Origin of the sequence: Paraburkholderia hospita, from assembly GCF_002902965.1 — a bacterium.
Lineage (GTDB): Bacteria > Pseudomonadota > Gammaproteobacteria > Burkholderiales > Burkholderiaceae > Paraburkholderia > Paraburkholderia hospita.
This window is the reverse complement of the sequence record NZ_CP026105.1, coordinates 1,168,623-1,193,157: the sequence shown is the minus strand read 5'-3', so window position 1 is coordinate 1,193,157 and position 24,535 is coordinate 1,168,623. Positions and strand designations below refer to the sequence as shown.

The window sequence follows — 24,535 nt, the reverse complement described above, 5'->3', positions numbered from 1 at the left end:
TGGTCCTCGACTAGCGTCGCTCCGAAACAGTTCCGGTCAACGTTCGCGGTGTCATAACCATGTTCGCTTGATTCGCCATTTACGCCGAAGCGCTCATTGCTACTTGCGTTTGCGAAACATCGGCAAGCCGAAGTTTCAGATTCGTTGGTAGGCTCGATTGGACTCGAACCAACGACCCCCACCATGTCAAGGTGGTGCTCTAACCAGCTGAGCTACGAGCCTAGAGAAACGAGATTATATGGAGCGTTGAGAAAGTTGGCAAGCGTTTTTATGCGGCGACATCAAAATCCAAATGCCGGCTTCGCGCAGGGCCAATATCATCACTTGCGCGTGGCCCTGACGACGCCCGCTACTTCGCCCAGCATCGCGCACGCGCGCTGGATCTGCGCCGCGCTCCACACTTCCACCGTGAACTGCATGAACGCAGCGTTGCGCCGCGACTGCGTCTTTACGCCAACCACGTTCATCTTCTCGCGCGCGAATACTTCGGAGATATCGCGCAGCAAACCTTGCCGGTCGGTGGCTTCGATCGAGAGATCGACGGGATAGACCGACTTGCCACGCCCGCTCATCACGTCCGCGGACCATGCCGTTTGCAGCACGCGCTCCGGCGCGCGCTCGGCCATGCGCAGGAACGTCGGGCAGTCGCTGCGATGTATCGACATGCCCTTGCCGCGCGTGACGAAGCCCGCGATGTCGTCGGGCGGCGCTGGGCGACAGCAACGCGCGAGCTGCGTGAGCAACGCGTCGACGCCGACGACGAGCACACCCGTCGACGCGCCATGCGCAACGCTCGCGCCGCTGCTGCGCTTCTCGAACTGCTCGGGCGCTTCGACGACGGGCTCTGCCGGCGGCGCATCGTTCAGCGCCTGCTCGACGAGCCGCAAGCTGAACTCTTCCTTGCCGACCACCGAGAACAGATCGTCGGTGGACTTGAACCCGAGCTTCGCAGCAAGCTGATCGAGATTGACCGACGTCTTGCCTTCGCGCTGCAAGGTCTTTTCGACCATCGCGCGCCCCGTTGCGATGTTCTCCTGGACTTCGACCGCGTTGAACCACGCGCGCACCTTCTGGCGCGCGCGATTACTTTGCAGATAGCCAAGCTGCGGATTGAGCCAGTCGCGCGACGGACCGCCCTCTTTCACCGCGATGATCTCGACCGTCTGCCCATTCTGCAACGGCGTGTTCAACGGCACCATCGCACCGTCGACGCGCGCGCCGCGGCAACGATGTCCCAGTTCGCTATGCAGGTGATACGCAAAATCGAGCGGCGTCGCACCTTGCGGCAGCGGAAGCACACGCGCCTGCGGCGTGAGCGTATAGATATGGTCGTCGTCGAGCGTCGCCTGGCGAAGCTGCTCCCATGGTCTGGCAGCGCCCTTTTCACCGGGCTTGCCTTCGGACACATCGTCCTTCCACGCAAGCAGCTGACGCAGCCATGCGATCTTCTCGTCGTACTTCTCGCTGGCGCTGAACTGCCCGCCGTACCCGCGCGTGCCCGCTTCCTTGTAACGCCAGTGCGCAGCCACGCCATACTCGGCGAACTGATGCATTTCCTGCGTGCGGATCTGCACTTCGAACGCGCGGCCGTCGTCGCCGATCACGACCGTGTGCAGCGATTTGTAGCCGTTCGGCTTGGGCCGTGAGATGTAGTCGTCGAATTCCTTCGGCACCGGCTGCCACAGGTTGTGCACGATGCCGAGCACCGTGTAGCAATCCTTGATGTCCGGCACGATGACGCGAAACGCGCGCACATCGTAGAGCTCGGAAAAGTCGAGTTCCTTGCCGCGCATCTTGCGCCAGATGCTGTAGATATGCTTTGGCCGGCCGCTCACTTCGGCGTTGATATGCGCGGCCGCCAGCTCCCGTTGCAACTGCGCGATCGCCTCGGCCACATAGGTTTCGCGCTCGACGCGCTTCTCGTCGAGCAGCTTCGCGATCCGCTTGTAGGTTTGCGGCTCCTCGAAGCGTAACGCGAGGTCTTCGAGTTCCCACTTCAATTGCCAGATGCCGAGCCGGTTTGCGAGCGGCGCGTAGATATCGAGCGTCTCGCGCGCCACGTCCGGGGTAGGCGTGATCTTCGCCGCAGCGTAGTAGCGCAACGATTGCAGCCGCGAAGCAAGCCGGATCAGCACGACGCGGATGTCCTGCGCGAATGCGAGCAGCATCTTGCGCAGCGCCTCCACCTGCGCGCGGCGCGCGGCCTGCGCATCGCGGCCCGCTTCGGGCATGGCATTCTGCGCCGCGCGCATGCTCACGGTGCCGAGCCGCAGCAGCTTGCGCACGTCGCCGACCAGTTGCGCGACTTCCTCGCCGAAATTGTCGGCGATGGTCTGCTCGGGGTTCGCCAGATGCGGCGTCAGCGAGAACAACGCCGCCGCCAGCACTGCAGGCGGATCGACGTTGAGCGTGCGCATGATGGCGGCCGTGCCTGCAGCATGGTCGGCGAGCGGCTCGCCAGACGACAGGCGCGCATCGCCCGCGTGCTCGCGCACGAACGCGAGTGCGTCGTCGAAGGACGGCGTTGGGTTCGGAGCGGTCGTGACGGTGTCGGTGTTCATCATGCGGCGGCCCGCGGCATACGCGGGCGGTCAGGCAAATGCTTGAAACGTGATGGCCTGCCTAGCTGCGCTGCGCAGCGACGACGACCACTTCGACGAGGCACTTCGGGTTGGCGAGCTTCGCCTCGACAGTTGCCCGCGGCGGCGTGTTGCCTTGCGCGACCCATTCGTCCCACGCCGCGTTCATGCCGGCGAAATGCACCATGTCCGAAATGTAGATCTGCACCGACAGCAGCAGCGACTTGTCACTATTGACTTCACCGAGCAGACGGTCGATGTGGCCCAGCACTTCGCGCGTTTGACCGACGATGTCCTGATCGGTGTCCTCGGCGATCTGGCCAGCAAGATAGACAGTGCCGTTGTGCACAGCGGTTTCCGAAAGACGCTTGCCGACGTGATGACGAATGACTGCCATGAAATGTCCTGTCCGTTGAGAATGAAAAAACGACGCTGCGCGGCGATGCGTTTTGCGTGCACCCCGATCCTTCAAGATCGGTCAACGACGCCGCGCCAATCTCATATTATGACGCGTCAGCGCCGTCCCCGATAAAGAACCGTTTCACGATATCGATCTGATCAGCGGAGAGAAAGGCTGGCGCGTGACCCACACCGGGGATTTCAACGCTCGATACATTGCGTCCCTTCTCGATCATCTGCGCGACGGTTTCGCGGGACAGCAGATCCGATTGCTCGCCGCGTACGACCAGCACGGGCCCCTCGATCGCCGCAAACGACTGCCACAGCGCCGCCTCGCCGAGCGCCGTCAGTTCGGGCGTGGTCTTCGTGAACGGCTCCGCGATGCGCGGGTCGTAGCGAAAGCGCCATGCGCCGTCACGCTCGTGCACGAGCGGCGAATTGATCTCGCGCCATTCTTCCGGCGTCAGCGGACCGAACGATTGCGCGAGCAACGCCGCATGATCGATCACTTCCTGCTGCGTGGCGAACGATACCGGTTGCCCCAGATAACTGCCGATACGCTCGAGCGCGACCGGCTCGACATGCGGGCCGACGTCATTGACGATCATCTTTCGAATGGGCGAGTCCTTCAGCCCGGCGAAGGCCATGCCGATCAGCCCACCCATCGATGTGCCGAACCAGTCCACCGACTCCACACCGAGCCGCGCAACGAGCGTGACCATGTCGCCGACATACTGCGGAATCATGTAATAAGCGGGATTGGCGAGCCACGACGACAAGCCGCGCCCGACCACGTCAGGACACACCACGCGATACACCGACGACAACGCCGCCGCGACCCGGTCGAAGTCACGCCCCGAGCGCGTGAGACCATGCACGCAGACCAGCACGCGCGGGTTGTCGGGCGCGCCCCATTCGGTGTACGCGATGTGATGCAGGCCCACAGGGCTCGCGCATTGAACGTAGCGTTGACGAGGCACGGCGGAACTGATTGCGGGCGAAACGGCGACAGGCGTGGCGGTCATCAGAACTCCCTCGATCGAAATAAGGCAGCGTGCAAAGGCGCACGGAACACGATCGATTCTAAACCGCTTCGCCCTGATCTCTCATCGGTCAAACGGCATAGGACAAAAGCACAAAACCAAATGAAAAGCGGGCACGACCTGCATCGCGCCCGCTTCACGTCAATCTTCACGTCAACCCAATCCGGCGTGAAGCCGGACGAAGAACATCAGCCCACTGCGCTCGTGTCGAGCGGCGCGCCCGTCTTCGCCTTGATCTCGTCGACAGTGACACCGTCGGCCAGTTCGACCAGCTTCAGGCCGCCATCGACTACATCGATCACGCCGAGGTCGGTGATGATCCGGTCGACCACGCCCACGCCCGTCAGCGGCAGCGTGCATTCCTCGAGAATCTTGTGCTGGTCGCCCTTCGCGACGTGTTCCATCAGCACGACGACCTTCTTCACGCCCGCGACGAGGTCCATCGCGCCGCCCATGCCCTTGATCATCTTGCCCGGGATCATCCAGTTCGCCAGATCGCCCTTCTTGCTGATCTGCATCGCGCCGAGAATCGCCAGGTTGATGTGGCCGCCGCGAATCATCGCGAACGAATCGGCCGACGAGAAAATCGACGAACCGGGCAATGTCGTCACGGTCTGCTTGCCGGCGTTGATGAGATCGGCGTCGACTTCGTCTTCATACGGCGACGGGCCGATGCCGAGCAGGCCGTTTTCCGATTGCAGCCACACTTCCATGCCCGCGGGCACGTGGTTGGCGACGAGCGTCGGCAGGCCGATGCCGAGGTTCACGTAAAAACCGTCCTGCAGTTCCTGCGCCGCGCGCGCGGCCATCTGGTCACGATTCCAAGCCATGGTTCATTCTCCTTTCGCGCGGACGATGCGTTGTTCGATACGTTTTTCGGGGTTCGCGTTCAGCACGATACGCTGCACGAAAATGCCCGGCGTGTGGATCGCGTCCGGATCGAGTTCACCCGTCTCGACGATCTCTTCGACTTCCACGACCGTAATCTTGCCGGCCATCGCGCACATCGGGTTGAAGTTGCGCGCGGTGCGACGGTAGATCAGGTTGCCCGATTTGTCGGCCTTCCATGCCTTGACGAGCGCGACGTCGGCCGTCAGCGAATGTTCGAGCACGTAGTGGTTCTCGCCGAACTGGCGCGTTTCCTTGCCGTCCGCGATGATCGTGCCGTAGCCCGTGTTCGTGAAGAACGCCGGAATGCCCGAGCCGCCCGCGCGCAGCTTTTCGGCGAGCGTGCCTTGCGGCGTGAATTCCAGTTCGAGTTCGCCCGCCAGGTACTGGCGCTCGAATTCCTTGTTCTCACCCACATACGACGAGATCATTTTCTTGATCTGGCGTGTTTCCAGCAGCAGACCGAGGCCGAAGCCGTCGACGCCCGCGTTGTTGCTGATGCAGGTGATGCCCTTGACGCCCGAATCGCGCAGGGCGGCGATCAGCGCTTCGGGAATGCCGCACAGGCCAAAGCCGCCGACAGCGAATGTCTGGCCGTCCTTGACGATGCCTTCGAGCGCGGACGCCGCGCTTGCGTAGACTTTGTTCATCAGTGTGTCCCTTCCTTGATTGGATACCCGAAATCCGGATCGATGCGACGCCGTTCTTATATCGACTGGCTGCGTGTTCCTGCGCGCTTTCGCGACACTGAACCGGTTGCCGGGGCGCTGCGGGCCTGGCCCGAAACGCCATTCTAGTCATCTGCGGCGAACGGTGGCGCGACATGTGCAAAACATTGCAAAGAAGTGCTCACGCACGCCAACCGCGCATCTTGTGATGTGCCGAAAGGGTACGATGCGGCGGCCTTGCGGCACAATACGCAAAAATACATAAGTATTCGTACCGCATTCCTTCGCTGATTTCATGCCCGAACTGGATTACCAAACCGCTTTTCATCTCGCGCCGATCGGTCTCGTGCTATCGCGCGAGCGGATCATCGAAGACTGCAACGACCAGCTCGCCGCGATCTTCGGCCGCTCGCGCGAATCGTTGCTGGGGCAATCGTTCGCGGTGCTGTATCCGTCGCCCGACGAGTTCGAGCGCATCGGTGAACGCATTCCGCCCATCATGACGGCGCAAGGCAGCTACGCCGACGACCGCATCATGAAGCGCACCAACGGCGAGCTGTTCTGGTGCCACGTGACGGGCCGCTCGCTCGACCGCGCAATGCCGCACGCAGCGGGCGTCTGGACTTTCGAGGATCTGAGCGCGACCCGACGCGTCGCCGTCGAACTGACGCCGCGCGAGCGCGAAATCGCCGCGCAACTGGTGACGGGGAAAACGAGCAAGCAGATTGGCCGGATTCTCGACATCAGTTCGCGCACCGTCGACGTCTACCGCGCGCGGCTGATGCGCAAATATGACACGGGCAACGCGACTGAACTGTTGCAGCGCCTGCTCGGAAACTGACTTCCGCTTGTAAATCGGGGAACGGGGGGAGCGGGGAGCGGCGCCAGCCGTGACAGCCGACGCGCGAGGAATGTGCTCAGACCTTCACGAGATGAGCGTTTTCGATGGTCGAGCGCAGAAGATCGGGAAGCGGCACCGACGTGCCCGCCGCATAGTCGATCCACACGCACTTCGCATTGCCGCGCGCATACAACGTGTCAGGATCGTCCGCACGGTACAGCTCGAAGCCCGTATCGAAGCTGCTGCGCCCCGGCACGCCGACCGTCATGCGGCCGATCACGTCGCCCGGATAGTGCAGCTGCTTCAGAAATTCCATCGATGCATTGACGATCACGGGCCCCTGCCCTTCGCCATTGCCGCCGGCGATGCCTAGCTGCTCGAACCAGGAAATCCGCACCTGCTCCATGTAACGGAAATAGACCGTGTTGTTCACATGGCCGAACGCGTCCATGTCGCCCCAACGGATCGGCATCGACATCTCAAAAACGGGGTGGTAATCGCTCATCGCACTTCTTCTACGGTTTAAATCGGGGAAACGGAACGGCTGGGCCGCACTCGGCTTTGGCCGCACTGCAAGGCGCGGCGGCCAGATTCGACTGCGCAACGCGCCGCGCGATGCGGACGTTGCACAAGGGTGTCAATGATCGCGCGTTTCGCGTTTTTCTGCTCTGAGCGTCGCGAAAAGCGCGGTCTTCAGCGGGGCCGCGCCCGTCACGACAGGCCGAAGCCGTCGTCGGCGGCGATCACCGAACCGTTGATGAATTGCGATTCGTCAGCGGCGAGTAGCAGCAACAGCCCATCGAGATCTTCCGGCTTGCCGACGCGGTGCCGCGGCAGCATCGAAATCAGCTTCTGCCCCTGATCGGTCGACCAATGATGGTGATTGATCTCGGTATCGATGTACCCCGGGCAGATCGCGTTCACATTGATGCCGTGCCGGCCCCACTCCTGCGCCATCGCCTTCGTCATGTGCACGACGGCCGCCTTGCTCATCGAGTAAAGCCCGATCTGCGGCAGCACCCGCAAGCCCGCCACCGAAGCAATATTGATGATCCGGTACGACGGCTTGTTATTGGCGCCGCGCATGATCATCCGCTTGGCCACTTCCTGCGCGACGAAGAAGGCGCCGCGCGTGTTCGTGTCGAACACGTATTCGAAGTCGGCGGGCGTCACTTCCGTCAACTTTTGCGTCGTCGAAACGCCCGAGTTGTTGACGAGGATATCGATCGTGCCCGCCTCGGTCTCGGCATGCGCGACGGCCGACTTGATGCTCTGGTAATCGGTCACATCGAGCGAAACGACGTGCGCCGCGCCGCCCGACGCCTCGATCTCGGCGCGCAATTCCTTCAGGCGTTCGATTCGTCGGCTTGCCAGCACGACCTTGGCGCCCGCTTGCGACAGCACCATGGCAAACCGCTTGCCGAGTCCACTCGACGCGCCCGTAATCAGCGCCACCTTGCCTTCCAGATTGATCGAACGGCCCATTGTCGTTTTCCTTGGAACGTGGATGTGACGGGATAACATGCTCACGCATCGCGCAGGGCATGGCGTAATTCCCAGTTCACAATAATAGAACGATCGTGCTAATCTTGCCTCATTGTGTTGCAGCGCAGGGATCGTTCGCTGACAATACGATCCCGAAAAAAGCATTCTAACGGTAACAGGAGCATCAATGACCCCCGCAAGTCTGATCGAGCAATACGGCCCGCGCGAGTCGATGGAATATGACGTGGTGATCGTCGGCGGCGGCCCGGCGGGCCTGTCGGCGGCCATTCGCCTGAAGCAGCGTGCTGCGGAAAAAGGCGTCGAGATCGGCGTCTGCGTGCTCGAAAAAGGCTCGGAAATTGGGGCGCATATCCTCTCGGGCGCCGTGATGGACCCGCGCGCGCTGAACGAACTGATTCCGGACTGGAAGGAAAAAGGCGCGCCGCTGGACGTTGAAGTGACCGAGGACCGATTTTTGTTTCTCTCCGAAACAGGGGCGAAATCGGTGCCGAACTGGGCGCTGCCGGACAACTTCAAGAATCACGGCAACTATGTGATCAGTCTTGCTAACGTCACGCGCTGGCTGGGGACACAGGCCGAAGCGGCGGGCGTCGAGATTTTTCCGGGTTTTGCTGCCGCTGAAGTGCTTTACAACGAAGATGGCTCGGTCAAAGGCGTCGCAACGGGCAATCTCGGCATCGGCAAGGACGGCGAGCCGACCGAAAACTTCCAGCTCGGCATGGAACTGCACGCGAAGTACACGCTGTTCTGCGAAGGCGCGCGCGGGCATCTCGGCCGGCAACTGTCTGACAAATTCAAGCTGCGCGATGGCGCCGATCCGCAGGTCTACGGCATCGGCATCAAGGAACTGTGGGAAATCGATCCGGCGAAGCACAAGCCGGGTCTGGTTATCCACACGGCAGGCTGGCCGCTCGATACGCAGACTTACGGCGGCTCTTTCCTCTATCACATCGACAATAACCAGGTGATGGTGGGCTTTGTCGTTGGTCTGGGCTATTCGAATCCGTACCTGTCGCCGTTCGAGGAATTCCAGCGCTACAAGACGCATCCGGAAATTCGCAAGTTTCTCGAAGGCGGCAAGCGTGTGTCGTATGGCGCTCGCGCGATTACGGCGGGCGGCCTGCTGTCGCTGCCGAAGCTCGCTTTCCCGGGCGGCGCCCTCGTGGGCGACGATGCAGGCTTCCTGAACGCGTCGCGGATCAAGGGTTCGCACGCGGCAATCAAAACAGGCATGCTCGCGGCCGACGCCGCGTTCGATGCCGTGCAGGCCGGCCGCCATAGCGACGAACTGACCGCGTATCCCGAGTCGTTCAAGACTTCGTGGCTGCACACCGAACTCTATCGCGCACGCAACTTCAAGCAGTGGATGAGCAAGGGCCTGTATCTCGGCACGTTGATGGTCGGCATCGAACAGAAACTGCTGGGCGGCAACGTGCCGTGGACGCTGCACCACCAGCATTGGGATCACGAGATGCTGAAACCGGCATCGCAGTGCACGCCGATCGAGTATCCGAAGCCGGATGGCAAGCTCACGTTCGACCGTCTCTCGTCGGTGTTCATCTCGAACACGAATCACGAAGAGAACCAGCCTGCGCATCTGACGCTGAAAGACCCGTCGGTGCCCGTCAAGGTGAACCTGCAAACCTATGCAGGCCCTGAAAGCCGTTACTGCCCCGCCGCTGTTTACGAGTTCGTGAAGAACGACGACGGCAGCGAGCGCCTCGTCATCAACGCGCAAAACTGCGTCCACTGCAAGACCTGCGATATCAAGGACCCGACGCAGAACATCGTGTGGGTGACGCCCGAAGGCGGCGGCGGTCCGAACTATCCGAATATGTGACGCAAACCGCGTCGTCCGCAAAGCAGAACGCCGCTCGATGAGCGGCGTTTTCGCATGCCGTTGCGGAAATTATCCGGCTCACTCCGTCAGCGCTTCAAGTCGGGCACGCACGCGGTCGAGCACGGCCGCCCACGCGCCAGCAGACGGCTGACGAAACAGCTCGACGGTCTGATACCACGGCGTACGCTCCGTCTCCTCGCCCCAGAACCATGCGGACACGTGATCGAGCATCAGCCAGGTGGGCACACCGAGCGCGCCCGCCAGATGCGCGGGACCGCTGTCGATGGTGACGAGCGCGTCGAGGTTGACAAGCAGCGCGGCCACATCGTCGAACCCGGCCGTGAACTGCGGCGTCAGATCGACGATATCGACGCCTTGCGCGCGCCATTGTCCGACCGTCTGCTCGCGCTCCGGTGAAATCGCGAAGAACGTCACGCCCGGCACATCCAGAATCCGCGCGATCTCATGCGCAGGCACCGAGCGCCGCCTGTCGCGGATGTGATCGGGATTGCCGTTCCAGACAAGGCCGACCTTGCGATTCCCCGCCGCCGTGGCGCCAGCGACGCGCTCGCGCCACGCCTCGGCACGCGCCGGATCGGCGCTCAGATACGGCCTTCCCCACACCGACGGATCGTTGATGCCCAAACGCAACGGCAAGCTCATCAACCCGCAGTGGTAATCGGGCTTCGTGTCGAGGCTCGTTTCGATCTTGATGCCGTCCGGCAGCATGCGTTCGAACAGATGCTGCATCGGCCCCGCGTAACCAAAAATCACGCGGCCGCCTTCACGTTGCGCGCGCTCGGCGAGCAGCGGCAGAAAGCGCACCGACCACAGGCAGTCGCCGTTGCCCTGCTCGCCATAGACGACGAGCGTCTTCCCCGCCAGCGACTCGCCGCGCCAGTTCGGACAGATGGCGGCGAGCGCCGCCCGCGCGGCGTTCGAATCGTGCGCGAAGGCGATGCGTGCTTCATAGTCGAGCCATCCTTGCGCGTAACGCCCCGCGCGCACTTCCAGTTCCGACAGATCGAAAAGCGCGTGCGCGTTGTCCGGCGTCAGCTCAAGCACGCGACGCAATAGCGCTTCCGCTTCGCCGAAGCGGCCTTGTTCCTTGATGCACAACGCGAGCTTGTGCAAGACGACATGATTGCCGGGCGCCGCCCGCGCCGCTTCTTGCAGCAGGCGCTGCGCTTCGGTGAAATCATCGCGCTCCTGGACGGCGGCCGCGCGCCAGACGAGCGCGTTAGCATCATTGGCATCGCGCGCCAGCAGAAGTGCGGTGGAAGATTCGATGAGCGCCCAGTCGCGCAGGATGAAGGCCGTCTGCGCGATGCCGTGCAATAGCCTCGCGTCGCAATTCGCGTCGAGCCGATGCGCCCGCATCAGCGCATCGACGGCTTCGCGCAGCAGCGCCTTGTCGCCGTTCGCGCGCTGGAGCAGCGCGTTGCCGAGCGCGAACCAGTCGGTCGCGACGGCGTCGGGCAAGGCCGTGCGCGCACGCAGCGGCGTGAGCGGATCGGCGGCGGTGGGATCGATAGTGTTCATGTGGACCGCCCCATCAGGAACCAGCGACTCTGCCGAATGGCTTCGACGTTACGCCGAATGGCGTTGCACGTCAGGGCGCGCTGGCAGCGATCTTCGGCGTATCGACGGTGACGTCGCCGCATTGCGCACGGTGCCGCAGCGCGTGGTCGATCAGCACGAGCGCGAGCATCGCCTCGGCGATCGGCGTCGCGCGAATGCCGACGCACGGATCGTGTCGCCCGAACGTTTCGACGACGGCGGGTTGGCCGTTTTTATCGATCGAACGGCGCGGCGTGCGGATGCTCGACGTCGGCTTGATGGCGATCGACACGGTGATGTCCTGCCCCGTCGAAATACCGCCGAGCACGCCGCCCGCATGATTGCCGACGAAGCCTTCCGGCGTCAGTTCGTCGCCATGCACGGAGCCACGCTGCCGCACGCTTTCGAAACCCGCGCCGATCTCGACGCCCTTCACCGCGTTGATGCCCATCATCGCGTGCGCGATGTCGGCGTCGAGGCGGTCGAACAGCGGTTCGCCAAGGCCGACGGGCACGCCCGATGCGACCACGTTGATGCGCGCGCCGATCGAATCGCCGTCCTTGCGCAATTCGTCCATATACGTTTCGAGCTGCGGCACGATATCCGCATTCGGCACGAAGAACGGATTTTCGCGCACGTATTGCCAGTCGACGAACGGCACGTCGATCTCGCCGAGCGCCGCCATATAGCCGCGAATCTCCACGCCGAACTTCTCGCGCAGCCACTTCTTCGCGACGGCACCCGCCGCCACCGTCGGCGCCGTCAGGCGCGCCGACGACCGGCCGCCACCACGATGGTCGCGAATGCCGTATTTCTGCCAGTAGGTGTAGTCGGCGTGGCCAGGACGGAACGTTTCGACGATGTTGCCGTAGTCCTTACTGCGCTGGTCCGTGTTGCGGATCAGCAGCGCGATAGGCGCGCCCGTCGTCTTGCCCTCGAAGACGCCCGAGAGAATCTCGACCTTGTCTTCTTCCTGGCGCTGCGTCACATGACGCGACGTGCCTGGCCGGCGGCGGTCGAGTTCGAGCTGGATGTCGGCTTCGACGAGCGACATGCCCGGCGGGCAGCCGTCGATCACACAGCCGATGGCCGGGCCATGCGATTCGCCGAAGGTCGTGACGGTGAAGAGCGTACCGAGGGTATTGCCGGACATGAGCGTCGTCCAAAGAAATGCGGGGAGAACGTCATTATGCCAGCCCGGCCGCGCTGGCGTGGCGCGCTGCGGCCCGGCCGGTGGTGATAGGACGAATGGACGAAGCGTCGCGCCTTCGGCCAGACGGCTCAGGCGCACAGCCTCACTTGCGGGCGCCGCGCAGATCGGTGACGACCTGCTGCAGACGTTCCGGCGTCGCGTCGGCCGGTTCGAGCGGCTCGCCGACGGCCAGCGTCAGACGGCTCATCACGCCCCTCTGGAGCGGCCGCGGAAAGCGCGCATCGGTGCTGCGCGACCAGAAACTGCCCCACAGCCCGCGCAGCGCCATCGGTACGACGGGCACGGCCTTGCGCCGCAGAATTTCCACCACGCCATGGCGGAACGGATTCATGTCGCCCGTTCGTGTCAGCTTGCCTTCGGGAAAAATGCAGACGAGATCGCCGTCGTCGAGTGCTTTCGCGCAGGCGTCATAGGCGCGTTTAAGCATCTCAGGGTCTTCATGCGCCGGTGCGATCGGAATGGCCTTAGCGTGTCTGAAGAGCCAGCCGACAAGCGGCGTGCGGAAAATCCGGTGATCCATCACGAAGCGGATCGGCCGAGGGCTCTCCGCCATGATGACAATGGCGTCGACATAGCTCACGTGATTGCACACCAGCACGGCCGCGCCCTCTTCGGGAATGCGCTCCGCGTGCACGAGGCGCATCCGGTAGAACGTGTGGACCAGCAACCACGCGACGAAGCGCAGCAGGAACTCGGGCACGAGCGAATAGATATAGATCGCGACGACCACGTTGAGCAGCGCCGTCACGAGGAACAACCCCGGAATGCCGACACCCGCCGACGTCAGCGCGACGGCCATCAGCGCGGACACGATCATGAACAGCGAGTTGAGGATATTGTTCGCCGCGATGATCCGCGCGCGGTGGCTCGGCTGGCTGCGGCTCTGGATCAGCGCGTAGAGCGGCACGCTGTAGAAGCCGCCGAACATCGCCAGCAGGAACAGATCCGCGAGCACGCGCCAGTGCGCGTGCAAGGCCATGAATTCGCCGACCGTCAGCAGATGCGTGACGCCCGGCAGCGCGTGGCTCGCGAAGAACAGGTCGATCGCGAACACGCTGATGCCGATCGAGCCGAGCGGCACGAGCCCGATTTCGATGCGTTTCTTCGACAGCCGCTCGCACAGCAGCGACCCGGTGCCAATGCCGATCGAAAAGGTTGCGAGCAGCACGGTCACGACATCGGGATTGGCGGACAGCACGTCCTTCGCGAACCGGAAGAACGAAGACAGGAACGTCGCGCCAACGAACCACAGCCAGGAAATACCAAGCAGGCTCAGAAACACCGTCCGGTTCTGACGCGCCAGTTTCAGATTGCGCCAGGTTTCGCTGATCGGATTCCAGTTGATGCGCAAGTCCGGTTGAGAAGGCATCGACGGCGGCACGAAGCCCGACGCGACGCGTCCAATCAGCGCAATCGCCACGCAGCCGAACGCGAGGATCGCCGCGCCGTGCGCGTCCGAGCCCGCCGCCGCGCCGCCCATGATCGTGCCGAACAGAATCGCGACGAAGGTGCCCATTTCGACCATGCCGTTGCCGCCGACCAGCTCCGACTTGTCCAGATGCTGCGGCAGATACGCGTACTTGACGGGGCCGAACACCGTCGAATGGACGCCCATCAGGAACGTGCACAGATACAGCAGCACGGCGTTGTGCAGCCAGAAGCCCGCGCCGCCCACCAGCATCACGCCGATCTCGAACGTCTTCACGAAGCGCGTGAGCATCGCCTTGTCGTACTTGTCGGCGATCTGACCCGAGGTCGCCGAGAACAGGACGAACGGCAGAATGAAGATCGCGGAAATCAGAAAGGCCGCGGTATCCGCATTGACGCCTGAGAAACGCGCGGCCTGATACGTGACGAGCGACGTGAAGCCGATCTTGAACACGTTGTCGTTCATCGCGCCGAGGAACTGCGTCCAGAAGAACGGCGCGAAACGGCGCTCGCGCAACAGCCGGAACTGCGAACCGTGTTCACGCGCGGTGCGCCTTTGCTGTTGGGCGGTAGACAACGGACGATCGTTCATTGAGTGATGGATGTTGGGCAGTTTCTGCCCGGATTCACAACCGCTTTGCGGAACTGGCGGACACAAAAAAAGCGCACGCTGATCGCGCGCGCTTCGAGGATAGTTCAGTCATGCGACAGTGGCATGCCGGCGGGCCTCATCTGCAAACTGAGCCGACACCGAGCCTCGCTCAGCGCGACGGCTGCTCCTGCTGCGGCTCGTCTTCCGCGGGCCAGTCGCGGATATAGGCCTTCAGCATCCGGTTCTCGAAGCCCTGCTCTTCGACGACCGCCTTCGCGACGTCGTAGAACGAAATTACGCCCATCAGCTTGCGGCTTTCCATGACGGGCAGATAACGCACGTGATGTTCGAGCATCATGCGGCGAACTTCGTTGACATCCGTTTCGGGCGTGCAGGTGAGCGGGTGATCGTCCATGACCTTGCGGATCGTGCTGCCGCCGACGCTGCCGCCATTGCGGCTCAGCACGAGAATGATCTCGCGGAACGTCAGCATGCCGACCAGATCGCCATATTCCATCACGACGAGCGAGCCGATATCGTGCTCGGCCATCGTGTTGACGGCTTCATTGAGCGGGCTATCGGGCGTGACGGTAAAAAGGGTGTTGCCCTTGAGCTTGAGAATGTCGCTGACGCGCATGATTTGTCTCCTGATGAAGCCTTCTGAAGCAAAAAAAGGCCTGACTGTCTTTCGATCGTAGCGGAAAGGCCCACAAAAAGAAAGCGCACAACCACCGCCGGGAGCGCGCCAGCGAACGCTCGGCAGGCGGCGCTCGCGGGCCTGCCGGCGGCTGCGGCGGGCGCGGCGGGCGGCCCGTTCCCGCCTGTCCGGCCCGCATTTCCATACAGACGTAATACGGGCGTTAACCGAGTGGTTCGGGCGCGGCACGATGATACGATGGCCCCCACTCTCACCTTCGCCGGGCTGTCGAGGTCCGGCCGTCCACGATGTCCGCCAACCGTTTTGACACGCTTGCGCTGCATGCGGGCGCCGCCCCCGACCCCGCGACGGGCGCGCGCGCGACGCCCATCTACCAGACCACGTCGTTCACGTTCCGCGACTCCGATCACGCCGCCGCGCTCTTCAACATGGAGCGCGCGGGCCATGTCTACTCGCGCATCTCGAACCCGACGGTCGCCGTGTTCGAAGAGCGCGTCGCCGCGCTCGAAAACGGCGCGGGCGCGATCGGCACGGCGAGCGGCCAGGCCGCGCTGCATCTCGCGATCGCAACGCTGATGGGCGCGGGCTCGCACATCGTCGCGTCGAGTGCGCTCTATGGCGGCTCGCACAACCTGCTCAACTACACGCTGCGCCGCTTCGGCATCGAAACGACGTTCGTGAAGCCGGGCGACATCGACGCGTGGCGTGCCGCGCTGCGCCCGAACACCAAACTGCTGTTCGGCGAGACGCTCGGCAACCCGGGCCTCGAGGTGCTCGACATCGCGACGGTCGCGCAGATCGCGCACGAGCATCGCGTGCCTTTACTGGTCGATTCGACCTTTACGACGCCGTATCTGCTCAAGCCGTTCGACCACGGCGCGGATTTCGTCTACCACTCGGCGACCAAGTTCCTCGGCGGCCACGGCACGACGATCGGCGGCGTGCTCGTCGACGGCGGCACGTTCGACTTCGACGCGTCCGGACGCTTCCCGGAATTCACCGAGCCGTACGAAGGCTTTCACGGCATGGTGTTCGCCGAGGAAAGCACCATCGCGCCGTTCCTGCTGCGCGCCCGCCGCGAAGGCTTGCGCGACTTCGGCGCGTGTCTGCATCCGCAAGCCGCGTGGCAACTGCTGCAGGGCATCGAAACGCTGCCGCTGCGCATGGAACGCCACGTCGCGAACACACGCAAAGTGGTCGAATTCCTCGCCGCCCATGCCGCCGTCGAATCAGTCGCCTATCCCGAACTGCCGACCCACCCGGATCACGCGCTCGCGCAGCGCCTGCTGCCGCGCGGCGCGGGCGCCGTGTTCAGCTTCAATCTGCGCGGCGACCGAGCCGCCGGCCGCGCGTTCATCGAAGCGCTGTCGCTGTTCTCGCATCTGGCGAACGTCGGCGACGCCCGCTCGCTCGTCATTCATCCCGCGTCGACGACGCACTTCCGCATGGACGCCGCCGCGCTAGCCGCCGCAGGCATAGCGGAAGGCACGATACGTCTTTCGATCGGCCTCGAAGACCCCGACGACCTGATCGACGATCTCAAGCGCGCGCTAAAAGCCGCGCAGAAATCCGCGGGCGGCGCTGCGCAACAAACCGCCTCGAAGCCCGCCGGTCCGGCGCGCAAGGAGTCCGCATGATCGTCGACGTCAACGGCAAACCGGCCTACGCGTACACGGGCGGCAAGGCATTCGACGCCACTCTGCCCACCGCCGTCTTCATTCATGGTGCCGAGCACGATCACAGCGTCTGGGCGCTGCAAACGCGCTATTTCGCGCATCACGGCTTCGGCGTGCTGGCCGTCGACCTGCCCGGCCACCACCGGAGCGCGGGCCCGGCGCTGACCAGCATCGGCGCGATGGCCGACTGGCTCGCCGCCTTGCTTGACGCAGTGGGCGTGGCGCGTGCGTTCGTCGCCGGGCACAGCATGGGCTCGCTGATCGCGCTCGACTTCGCGGCCCGCTACCCGTCACGCGCGACGCATCTGGCGCTCGTCGCGACGGCCGTACCGATGGCCGTTTCCGACGCGCTGCTCGATGCCGCGCGCGAGCGCGAGCCGGAAGCCATCGACATGGTCAACCAGTGGTCGCATTCGACCCTCGCCGCGAAACCATCCTGCCCCGCGCCCGGCTTCTGGCTGCACGGCATGAACCAGCGGCTGATGGAGCGCGTCTCGGCGACGGGCGAGCCACGGCTCTTTCACACCGACTTCAGCGCCTGCAACGCGTACACGGACGGCCTCGCGCGCGCCGCGCAGGTGAACTGCCCCACGCGCCTGATCGTCGGCAGGCGCGACGTGATGACGCCGCCGCGCGCCGCCAAAGCCCTCGCCGACGCACTGCGCAACGCAAGCGTGCCCGTCGACACGATCACGCTCGACGCCGGCCACGCGCTGATGTCCGAGCAGCCCGACGCGACGCTCGATGCGCTTTACGCGTTTGCGACGGCCCGCGCTCCGAACCGTTCACAGGCCTCACATTAACCGCCCCGAAGCGCGCGCACCATATGCCGAATGGCCAGGTTGCGCGCGTCTGACGATAGCAGCACAATGAATCCATGCTTGACCGAATGTGCAGCGCGACGGCGCTCACGCAGGCAGGCAACGGAGGCGATCATGAGCCATCAGACAACGCACGACGAGCACTTCGCCAGTTTCGCGGAGTTCTATCCGTACTATCTGACCGAGCATCGCAACACGGTGTCACGGCGGCTGCATTTCGTCGGATCGCTGGGCGTGATCGGCTTCGTCGCGATGGCGCTCGCGACGGGCGACTGGCTATGGCTGCCGGCAGCCGTGGTATGCGGGTATGGCTTTGCGTGGGTCGGCCATTTCTTCTTCGAGAAGAACCGGCCGGCGACCTTCCGGCATCCCATTTACAGCCTGATGGGCGACTGGGTGATGTTCAAGGACATCTGCACGGGGCGCATTTCGCTATAGCGGCGAGCGGCGCAACGCGGCTCAGGCACCACGACGCGCGAGCGCCCCAAAGCCCGAGAGCGCTCAAGCCGTCTGCTGGGGCAACGCAGCCGCGTCGTGCACGCCCGCCTGATCCTGTTGCGCAGCGCCGCGCGAAACGGCGCGCGCCGCCAGCAAAGTCGAGAGGTTCACCTTGAGCGCGTCGTTATCGAGCGCGGCTAGCAGCATGGCGCTATCCACATGCGTCGAATCGAGATTCAGCTGATACGCGAGTTCCGCGCGGTCGATCACGAACAGGTCAAAAAGCCGCTCCACTGTGATCTGGGTCGGGTTCGCGATCAGCAGAAAGCGCGGGCGCTGGCCGTTTTCGTCGAGTTGCACGATCCAGTCGATCGCTTCGAGCCGCTGCAACAGGCGCACCGTCGTTTCCATATCCCGGCGTAATGCGCGCGCGAGTTCAGGCACCGTGTAACCGTGTGTGCTCGCATCGCGCGCTTCGACGAGCCGCGCGAGCAATTCAAGCGAGTCGAGCAGATCGCTGCCCGGAAAGTCGGGACGATGGAATTGCCCCGTGCGGATCGCCGGAAGCGCCGATGCGATCATCGCGCCCGCGAGCGTGATGAACCAGCTGAGGTACATCCATAGAAGAAAAAGCGGCACGACGGCGAACGCGCCGTACACAGCCGTATAAGTCGGAATGCGCCGGATGTAGAAACCGAAGCCGCGCTTCGCCAGTTCGAACGCGATCGCGGCCGTGACGCCGCCTACGATGGCATCGCGCCACTCCACGCGACAGTTCGGCACGAACACATACATCAGCGTGAACGCGAGCACCGTCAGCGGCAACGCAGCGCCCGCCAGCGCCCATTCGATCAGCGGCGTGATGCGCTGCGCGGCGGTGTACGTCATGGACTGCGTGAACAGATACGAGGAGATCGACAGGCTTACGCCGATCAGAATCGGCCCGAGCGTCAGGATCGACCAGTAGACCAGCACGCGCTGCGCGAATGGGCGCGCCTTACGCACGCGCCAGATCACGTTGAACGCGGATTCGATCGTCATCATCGTCATCACGGACGTGACGAACAGGATGATCATGCCGACCGTGGTCAGCCCCTTCGCCTTCGATGCGAACTGGTTCAGGTATTTGAAGATCTGGCTGCTGACCTGGTCAGGCATTAGATGGTCGGCGAGAAACGTCTGCAGCGACATCTGGAACTGCGCGAAGATCGGAAACGCGGTAAACAGCGCGAACGCGACCGTCGCGAGCGGCACCAGCGAGAGCATCGTCGTAAACGTGAGACTGCCCGCCACCTGCGGAACGCGATCCTCGCCGCTGCGCTTCGCGGCAAACTCCGCGAGACGCTTGAGCGCGTCGAGATCGAGACGCAACCTGGACAACAAACCGACCTCCTCCACTTCAGTGCACGCGCCGGCATCGAGCGCGTCGCCAATCTCGCGGCACCGCCAGCGAACCCACCCCTATAATACCCGTTCACTGCCAATGCCTATGAAAGACATCCTCGTGCTTTACTACAGCCGGCACGGCGCCACGCGCGAACTCGCGCTGGCTATCGCGCACGGCGTCGACAGCGTTTCCGGCATGCAGGCGCGCGTGCGCACGGTGCCACCCGTCTCGACGGTCTGCGAAGCCACGCAGCCCGACATTCCCGCAGAAGGCCCGCCGTACGTGGAACTGCGCGATCTCGAAGAGTGCGCGGGACTCGCGCTCGGCTCGCCGACTCGCTTCGGCAACATGGCCGCGCCGCTCAAGTACTTCCTCGACGGCACCACGCCGCAGTGGCTGTCGGGCGCGCTCGCGGGCAAGCCGGCCTGCGTGTTCACGTCGACGGGCAGCCTGCACGGCGGCCAGGAAACGACGCTGCTGTCGATGATGCTGCCGCTCCTGCATCACGGCATGCTGATCCTCGGCATTCCGTACACCGAAAGCACGCTCACGACGACGCAAACGGGCGGCACGCCCTACGGCGCATCGCACTTCGCGCGTGCGGACTCGGCCGGCCACGGCATTTCCGCCGACGAAAAAACGCTCGCCATTGCGCTTGGCGCGCGGATCGCGCGCACTGCCGCCTCGATGAGCGAGCGGCCATGAACACGGCGCGCGACGCAGCTTCCCAAAACAGCGCGCAGGGCAACCGCGCCGCCGCAACGGGCGCGCTGGTTGCGCTCATTGCGCTGATTGCGCTGTGCGTCGCGTGGGAATGGTGGCTTGCGCCGTTGCGCGCGGGCGGCTCGCTGTTCGTGCTCAAGGCCGTGCCGCTGCTGCTCGCGCTGCCCGGCGTGTGGCGCAAGCGGCTTTACACGTTGCAGTGGGCATCGATGCTGAGCCTGCTGTATCTGATGGAAGGCATCGTGCGCGGTATGTCGGATCGTGACCTGAGCGCCCGGCTCGGCTGGTGCGAGGTGATCCTCGCCGTCGCGTTCTTCGTCTGCGCGCTCGTTTATGTCGCGCCGTTCAAGCGCGCAGCGAAGCGTCACGCACGCAGTGAAAACGGCGCGGCCAGCGGGCCCGTTTGATTAACGGGCGCAGCGCGGCCACAGCCCTGGCCGCGCCGCGTATCCAATGCATCAATCTGCATCAACCGTCAGCGTCGAATCACGCAAAAGCCACGCACTAGCCGATCACGCCCTACCCGCTCTGACCGACCATTCATGAACTCCGCAGCTTCATCGAACTTCATCGCCGCGTGCGTCGACGCGATCGGCGCCGCGCACGTCCTTACCGATCCGCACGACACCGCCCCCTATCTCACCGACTGGCGCCGCCGCTACACGGGCAGCGCGTGCGCGGTGCTGTGCCCGTCGACGGCTGAAGAAGTCGCCGCGATCGTGCGGCTCGCGAACGAACACCGTGTCGCGATCGTGCCGCAAGGCGGCAACACGGGCCTCGTGGGCGGCGCCACGCCCGACACGAGCGGCGCGCAAGCGGTGCTGAGTCTCAGGCGGCTCAATCGCGTGCGCGATGTCGACCCGCACAACAACACGATCACCGTCGAAGCAGGCGTCGTACTCGCCGACGTGCAGGCGCGCGCCGAAGCGGCGGCACGTCTGTTCCCGCTGAGCCTCGCGGCGCAAGGCAGTTGCACGATCGGCGGCAATCTGTCGACGAACGCGGGCGGCACAGGCGTACTGCGCTATGGCAACACGCGCGAGCTGTGTCTCGGGTTGGAAGTGGTGACGCCGCAAGGCGAGCTGTGGGATGGACTGCGCGGACTGCGCAAGGACAACACCGGCTACGATCTGCGCGACCTCTTCATCGGCGCGGAAGGCACGCTCGGCATCATCACGGCGGCCGTGATGAAACTGCATCCGCAGCCGGCCGCGCGCGTGACCGCGCTCGCCGCGCTGCCTTCGGCGCATGCCGCGCTGGATTTTCTGTCGCTCGCGCAGCGTCACGCCGGACCGCTTCTGACGGGCTTCGAACTGATGTCGGATTTCTGCCTGCGCCTCGTGAACCGGCATTTCCCGCAGATGCGTTATCCGTTCGCGGAGCCGCACGCGCAGATCGTGCTGCTCGAACTGTCGGATAGCGAAAGCGAAGAGCACGCCCGCGCGCTCTTCGAGCGAATGATGGAAACGGCGCTCGAAAGCGGTCTCGTCGAAGATGCCGTGGTCGCGGAAAATCTCGCGCAGACGCAAGCATTCTGGAATCTGCGCGAGCACATTCCGCTGGCGCAGGCCGAGGAAGGACTGAACATCAAGCACGATATCGCGGTGCCGATTTCGCGCATCGGCCATTTCATCGAAGAAACGGATGCGCTGATCGCGGAGGCCGCGCCCGGCGCGCGAATGGTGACATTCGGTCACCTCGGCGACGGCAATCTGCATTACAACGTGCAGGCGCCCGAAGGCGGCGATGCGAAGCAGTTTCTCGCCCAGTATCAGAGCACGATGAATCAGATCGTCTACGACAGCACGCATCGGCATCGCGGCAGCATCAGCGCGGAGCACGGAATCGGTCAGTTGAAGATCGACGAATCGGCGCACTACAAATCGGATATCGAAGTGCGTCTGATGAAAACTTTGAAATCCGCGTTCGATCCGCTGAACCTGATGAATCCCGGCAAGGTGCTACGCTAACAGCATGGGTATCGAAGAGAGGCGTCCATGAAAATTCGCGTGCTGTCCGATCTGCATCTCGAATCCGACCAGCCGGAAATCATTCCGCATGCGGACGCCGATCTGGTCGTGCTGGCAGGCGACATCCACAATCACGCCGAAGGCCTGCGCTGGGCTGCCGAAACATTCGACGGCGCGGTGCCCGTCGTCTACGTGCCGGGCAACCACGAGTATTACGACGGCGAGTTCGGCGCGCTCGAAGCGGCGATGCACGACGCCGCCGCGAGCGTCGACAACGTGTACTTTCTCAACAACGCGACGCTCGTCGATCCGCTCGGACAGTGGCGCGTGCTCGGCACGACGCTGTGGACCGACTTCGATCTTTACGGCAACGATGAAGATTCGCGTGCCGCGTCGATCGCGGCGGCCGAGCGCGTGATGCTCGACTATCGCGGGCTGATTCAGGTGACATGGACAGCGGGAAACGACTCGAGTGGCCAAGGCGCGCTGCAGGACAACACGCCACGCAACCTGACGCCCGCCGATACCATCGCGCTTCACCGTCACGCGCGCGCGTGGCTGGAAGCGGAACTGGCGAAACCGTTCGCGGGCAAGACGATCGTCGTCACGCATCACGCGCCGCACCGGCGCAGTCTCGCCGAGCGTTATGCGGACGACGTCGTGTCAGCGGGCTTCGTCAATGATCTGCCGTCGCTGGTGCGCGCGCCCGTGACGCTGTGGGTGCACGGGCATACGCATACGGCATTCGACTATGTAGAAAACGGCGCGCGCGTCGTGTGCAATCCGCGCGGCTATCTCGACCGGCGCACGCGCGCGCTCGAAAACGCGGCGTTCGCGTGGAATAAGGTGGTCGAAATCTAGAGGTGCTCGAAATCCAGGCTCGTCGAGAGCTGGAAATCACATGCCGCTACTATCGCGCGGGCGCCGCGCTGGCCGCTCGACGCGAATCGGCACGAGACGCGGCTGCGGCCGCAGGCGTCGCAGCAGATCGCGCGACGCTGCAACGCCAATCAGTCCGAGCATGACGGCGACGCCGATCATCAGCAGATTCGTATCCATGTTGTCCTCTTCGATTCCAGATATGCTTGCGTGCCGAAAGATGCCGGCCTTGAATGACACGTTAGCAAACCCGATGCCGCGAGGAAGTAAGGAAGTGTTGCGACGCGACAGCGGGATGTAACAGTCCGTCAAAAGGCTGCTTCACCCATATCGCGCCATGCACGCGCTATTTCAAGTGCGCGCGAACTTGCGGAGTTCGGCCTGATCCGCGGCGAGCGTCGCCGGCAGTTCGTCGCGCAGAAACTCGACCCACGTGCGGATCTTCGCGTCCAGATACTGCCGCGACGGATACAACGCGTACACGTTCATTTCCTGCGAGATATATTCCGGAAGAATCCACACCAGTTCGCCGCTGCGCAGGCCGGCAATGGCCGAATAGATAGGCAGCACGGCGACGCCCATGCCTTCGCGCACCGCCACGGCCATCGCTTCCGCGACGTTGATCTGGAAGGTGGATGCGCCCAGATGCAGCGTCTCCTGCCCGTTCGGGCCATCGAAGGTCCATTCGTCGGCGGGCATCACGGGCGTGATCATCTGCAGGCAGGTGTGGCCTCGCAAATCGGACAGCGTCTGCGGCACGCCGCTGCGCTCCAGATAATCCGGCGACGCGACAACCACGCTGAACGCGCTGCCAAGGCGCTGCGAGACGAGCCCCGAATCAGGCAAACTCTGCGCGAGCACGACCGCGACGTCATAGCCTTCGTCGAGCAGATCGGGCATGCGCTGCGCGAGCGTCAGTTCCAGATGCACGTCGGGATAACGCTGCTGATAGCGGCTCACGGCGGGCACCACGTAGTGCTGGCCGAAGCTCGTCATCGCGTGGACCTTCAGCTTGCCCGACGGACGCGCGTGCGCGTCGCTGGCCTCGGCTTCCGCCTGATCGACGTACGCGAGAATCTGCTCGCAGCGCTGCAGATAGCGCTCGCCCGCCTCCGTGAGCGCGATACGGCGCGTCGTGCGGTTCAACAGACGCGTGCGCAGATGCGCCTCCAGATCGGACACGGCGCGCGACGCATAAGCCGTCGTCGTGTTCAGATGCTGGGCCGCGCCCGTGAAGCTGCCTGCTTCGACGACGCGGACAAATACGCGCATGTTCTGAAGCGTATCCATGATTTACACCCAAATCTTTCAGTACGGGAAGGATTGTTGCACGATTTGGAAAGACGATTATCTCATTCTCCGTAAGTATGCGTTACACCCTTGCGGGTTATTCGCTAATTGATCAAAAAATATAATCCCCTACAAG

23 protein-coding genes and 1 tRNA gene are annotated in these 24,535 nt (G+C 63.6%); 9 read left to right on the top strand and 15 right to left on the bottom strand.

The window, feature by feature from the left end:
* Window positions 1-145: 145 nt before the first annotated feature.
* The 6 genes from C2L64_RS05330 to C2L64_RS05305 all read right to left on the bottom strand — a co-directional run bounded on the left by C2L64_RS05330 (window position 146) and on the right by C2L64_RS05305 (window position 5,559).
* A tRNA-Val gene (locus C2L64_RS05330) sits at window positions 146-222 on the bottom strand.
* Between the two features lie 98 nt (window positions 223-320).
* Window positions 321-2,561 carry a RelA/SpoT family protein gene (locus tag C2L64_RS05325; protein WP_079500187.1) on the bottom strand — a complete coding sequence of 747 codons (2,241 nt, stop codon included), beginning with the start codon at window positions 2,559-2,561 and terminating at the stop codon, window positions 321-323.
* Between the two features lie 61 nt (window positions 2,562-2,622).
* A complete protein-coding gene (locus C2L64_RS05320; protein ID WP_035990403.1) occupies window positions 2,623-2,976 on the bottom strand; it encodes a RidA family protein in 354 nt (117 codons plus the stop codon).
* 106 nt (window positions 2,977-3,082) lie between these two features.
* Window positions 3,083-4,003 carry an alpha/beta fold hydrolase gene (locus C2L64_RS05315; RefSeq protein WP_090835389.1) on the bottom strand — a complete coding sequence of 307 codons (921 nt, stop codon included), beginning with the start codon at window positions 4,001-4,003 and terminating at the stop codon, window positions 3,083-3,085.
* A gap of 206 nt (window positions 4,004-4,209) precedes the next feature.
* A complete protein-coding gene (locus C2L64_RS05310) occupies window positions 4,210-4,851 on the bottom strand; it encodes a CoA transferase subunit B (protein ID WP_007585459.1) in 642 nt (213 codons plus the stop codon).
* A gap of 3 nt (window positions 4,852-4,854) precedes the next feature.
* On the bottom strand, window positions 4,855-5,559 hold the full coding sequence (locus C2L64_RS05305) for a CoA transferase subunit A (protein ID WP_007585457.1): 705 nt from the start codon (window positions 5,557-5,559) through the stop codon (window positions 4,855-4,857).
* A gap of 313 nt (window positions 5,560-5,872) precedes the next feature.
* Between C2L64_RS05305 and C2L64_RS05300 the strand changes: the two genes are divergently transcribed.
* Window positions 5,873-6,418 carry a PAS and helix-turn-helix domain-containing protein gene (locus C2L64_RS05300; protein WP_007585455.1) on the top strand — a complete coding sequence of 182 codons (546 nt, stop codon included), beginning with the start codon at window positions 5,873-5,875 and terminating at the stop codon, window positions 6,416-6,418.
* 76 nt (window positions 6,419-6,494) lie between these two features.
* On the opposite strand, the gene C2L64_RS05295 is transcribed toward C2L64_RS05300, so the two are convergent.
* Window positions 6,495-6,923, bottom strand: coding sequence for an acyl-CoA thioesterase (locus C2L64_RS05295; RefSeq protein WP_090835387.1), 429 nt, complete (start codon window positions 6,921-6,923; stop codon window positions 6,495-6,497).
* A gap of 206 nt (window positions 6,924-7,129) precedes the next feature.
* Window positions 7,130-7,903 carry an SDR family oxidoreductase gene (locus C2L64_RS05290; RefSeq protein WP_007585451.1) on the bottom strand — a complete coding sequence of 258 codons (774 nt, stop codon included), beginning with the start codon at window positions 7,901-7,903 and terminating at the stop codon, window positions 7,130-7,132.
* Between the two features lie 187 nt (window positions 7,904-8,090).
* Here C2L64_RS05290 and C2L64_RS05285 point away from each other — a divergent pair, with 187 nt between their 5' ends.
* The gene (locus C2L64_RS05285; RefSeq protein ID WP_090835386.1) at window positions 8,091-9,764 is read left to right on the top strand and encodes an electron transfer flavoprotein-ubiquinone oxidoreductase; all 1,674 of its coding nucleotides are present in this window, start codon (window positions 8,091-8,093) and stop codon (window positions 9,762-9,764) included.
* Window positions 9,765-9,842: 78 nt separating this feature from the next.
* Here C2L64_RS05285 and C2L64_RS05280 read toward each other — a convergent pair whose 3' ends face one another.
* The 4 genes from C2L64_RS05280 to C2L64_RS05265 form a co-directional block, all read right to left on the bottom strand.
* Complete coding sequence (locus C2L64_RS05280) at window positions 9,843-11,306, bottom strand: tetratricopeptide repeat protein (protein WP_090835383.1); 1,464 nt, start codon at window positions 11,304-11,306, stop codon at window positions 9,843-9,845.
* 70 nt (window positions 11,307-11,376) lie between these two features.
* A complete protein-coding gene (gene aroC, locus C2L64_RS05275) occupies window positions 11,377-12,477 on the bottom strand; it encodes a chorismate synthase (RefSeq protein WP_090835382.1) in 1,101 nt (366 codons plus the stop codon).
* Between the two features lie 142 nt (window positions 12,478-12,619).
* Window positions 12,620-14,557, bottom strand: coding sequence for an MFS transporter (locus C2L64_RS05270; RefSeq protein ID WP_090835379.1), 1,938 nt, complete (start codon window positions 14,555-14,557; stop codon window positions 12,620-12,622).
* A gap of 169 nt (window positions 14,558-14,726) precedes the next feature.
* A complete protein-coding gene (locus tag C2L64_RS05265) occupies window positions 14,727-15,194 on the bottom strand; it encodes a CBS domain-containing protein (protein ID WP_007585445.1) in 468 nt (155 codons plus the stop codon).
* A 308-nt stretch (window positions 15,195-15,502) separates the two neighbouring features.
* On the opposite strand from C2L64_RS05265, the gene C2L64_RS05260 reads away from it, so the two are divergent.
* The 3 genes from C2L64_RS05260 to C2L64_RS05250 all read left to right on the top strand — a co-directional run bounded on the left by C2L64_RS05260 (window position 15,503) and on the right by C2L64_RS05250 (window position 18,150).
* Window positions 15,503-16,852 carry an O-acetylhomoserine aminocarboxypropyltransferase gene (locus tag C2L64_RS05260; RefSeq protein WP_090835377.1) on the top strand — a complete coding sequence of 450 codons (1,350 nt, stop codon included), beginning with the start codon at window positions 15,503-15,505 and terminating at the stop codon, window positions 16,850-16,852.
* Window positions 16,849-17,694, top strand: a complete 846-nt coding sequence (locus tag C2L64_RS05255; RefSeq protein WP_090835376.1) for an alpha/beta fold hydrolase — start codon at window positions 16,849-16,851, stop codon at window positions 17,692-17,694. The genes C2L64_RS05260 and C2L64_RS05255 overlap by 4 nt, the downstream gene beginning before the upstream one ends.
* 132 nt (window positions 17,695-17,826) lie before the next feature.
* Complete coding sequence (locus C2L64_RS05250) at window positions 17,827-18,150, top strand: Mpo1-like protein (protein ID WP_090835697.1); 324 nt, start codon at window positions 17,827-17,829, stop codon at window positions 18,148-18,150.
* Between the two features lie 63 nt (window positions 18,151-18,213).
* On the opposite strand, the gene C2L64_RS05245 is transcribed toward C2L64_RS05250, so the two are convergent.
* Window positions 18,214-19,530: a YihY family inner membrane protein gene (locus C2L64_RS05245; protein ID WP_090835694.1), complete on the bottom strand. Its 1,317-nt coding sequence runs from the start codon at window positions 19,528-19,530 to the stop codon at window positions 18,214-18,216.
* A 109-nt stretch (window positions 19,531-19,639) separates the two neighbouring features.
* Here C2L64_RS05245 and wrbA point away from each other — a divergent pair, with 109 nt between their 5' ends.
* The 4 genes from wrbA (at window position 19,640) to C2L64_RS05225 (ending at window position 23,091) form a co-directional block, all read left to right on the top strand.
* On the top strand, window positions 19,640-20,242 hold the full coding sequence (gene wrbA, locus C2L64_RS05240; RefSeq protein WP_079499944.1) for an NAD(P)H:quinone oxidoreductase: 603 nt from the start codon (window positions 19,640-19,642) through the stop codon (window positions 20,240-20,242).
* Complete coding sequence (locus C2L64_RS05235) at window positions 20,239-20,667, top strand: DUF2069 domain-containing protein (protein WP_090835375.1); 429 nt, start codon at window positions 20,239-20,241, stop codon at window positions 20,665-20,667. Before wrbA ends, C2L64_RS05235 begins: the two co-directional genes overlap by 4 nt.
* Before the next feature lie 135 nt (window positions 20,668-20,802).
* Complete coding sequence (locus C2L64_RS05230; RefSeq protein WP_090835374.1) at window positions 20,803-22,230, top strand: FAD-binding oxidoreductase; 1,428 nt, start codon at window positions 20,803-20,805, stop codon at window positions 22,228-22,230.
* 27 nt (window positions 22,231-22,257) lie between these two features.
* Window positions 22,258-23,091, top strand: a complete 834-nt coding sequence (locus C2L64_RS05225; RefSeq protein WP_079499947.1) for a metallophosphoesterase — start codon at window positions 22,258-22,260, stop codon at window positions 23,089-23,091.
* Window positions 23,092-23,127: 36 nt separating this feature from the next.
* On the opposite strand, the gene C2L64_RS54055 is transcribed toward C2L64_RS05225, so the two are convergent.
* Both C2L64_RS54055 and C2L64_RS05220 read right to left on the bottom strand, forming a co-directional pair.
* Window positions 23,128-23,289, bottom strand: a complete 162-nt coding sequence (locus tag C2L64_RS54055) for a hypothetical protein (RefSeq protein WP_167306976.1) — start codon at window positions 23,287-23,289, stop codon at window positions 23,128-23,130.
* Between the two features lie 171 nt (window positions 23,290-23,460).
* A complete protein-coding gene (locus C2L64_RS05220) occupies window positions 23,461-24,399 on the bottom strand; it encodes a LysR family transcriptional regulator (RefSeq protein ID WP_007585433.1) in 939 nt (312 codons plus the stop codon).
* Between the last annotated feature and the right edge of the window lie 136 nt (window positions 24,400-24,535).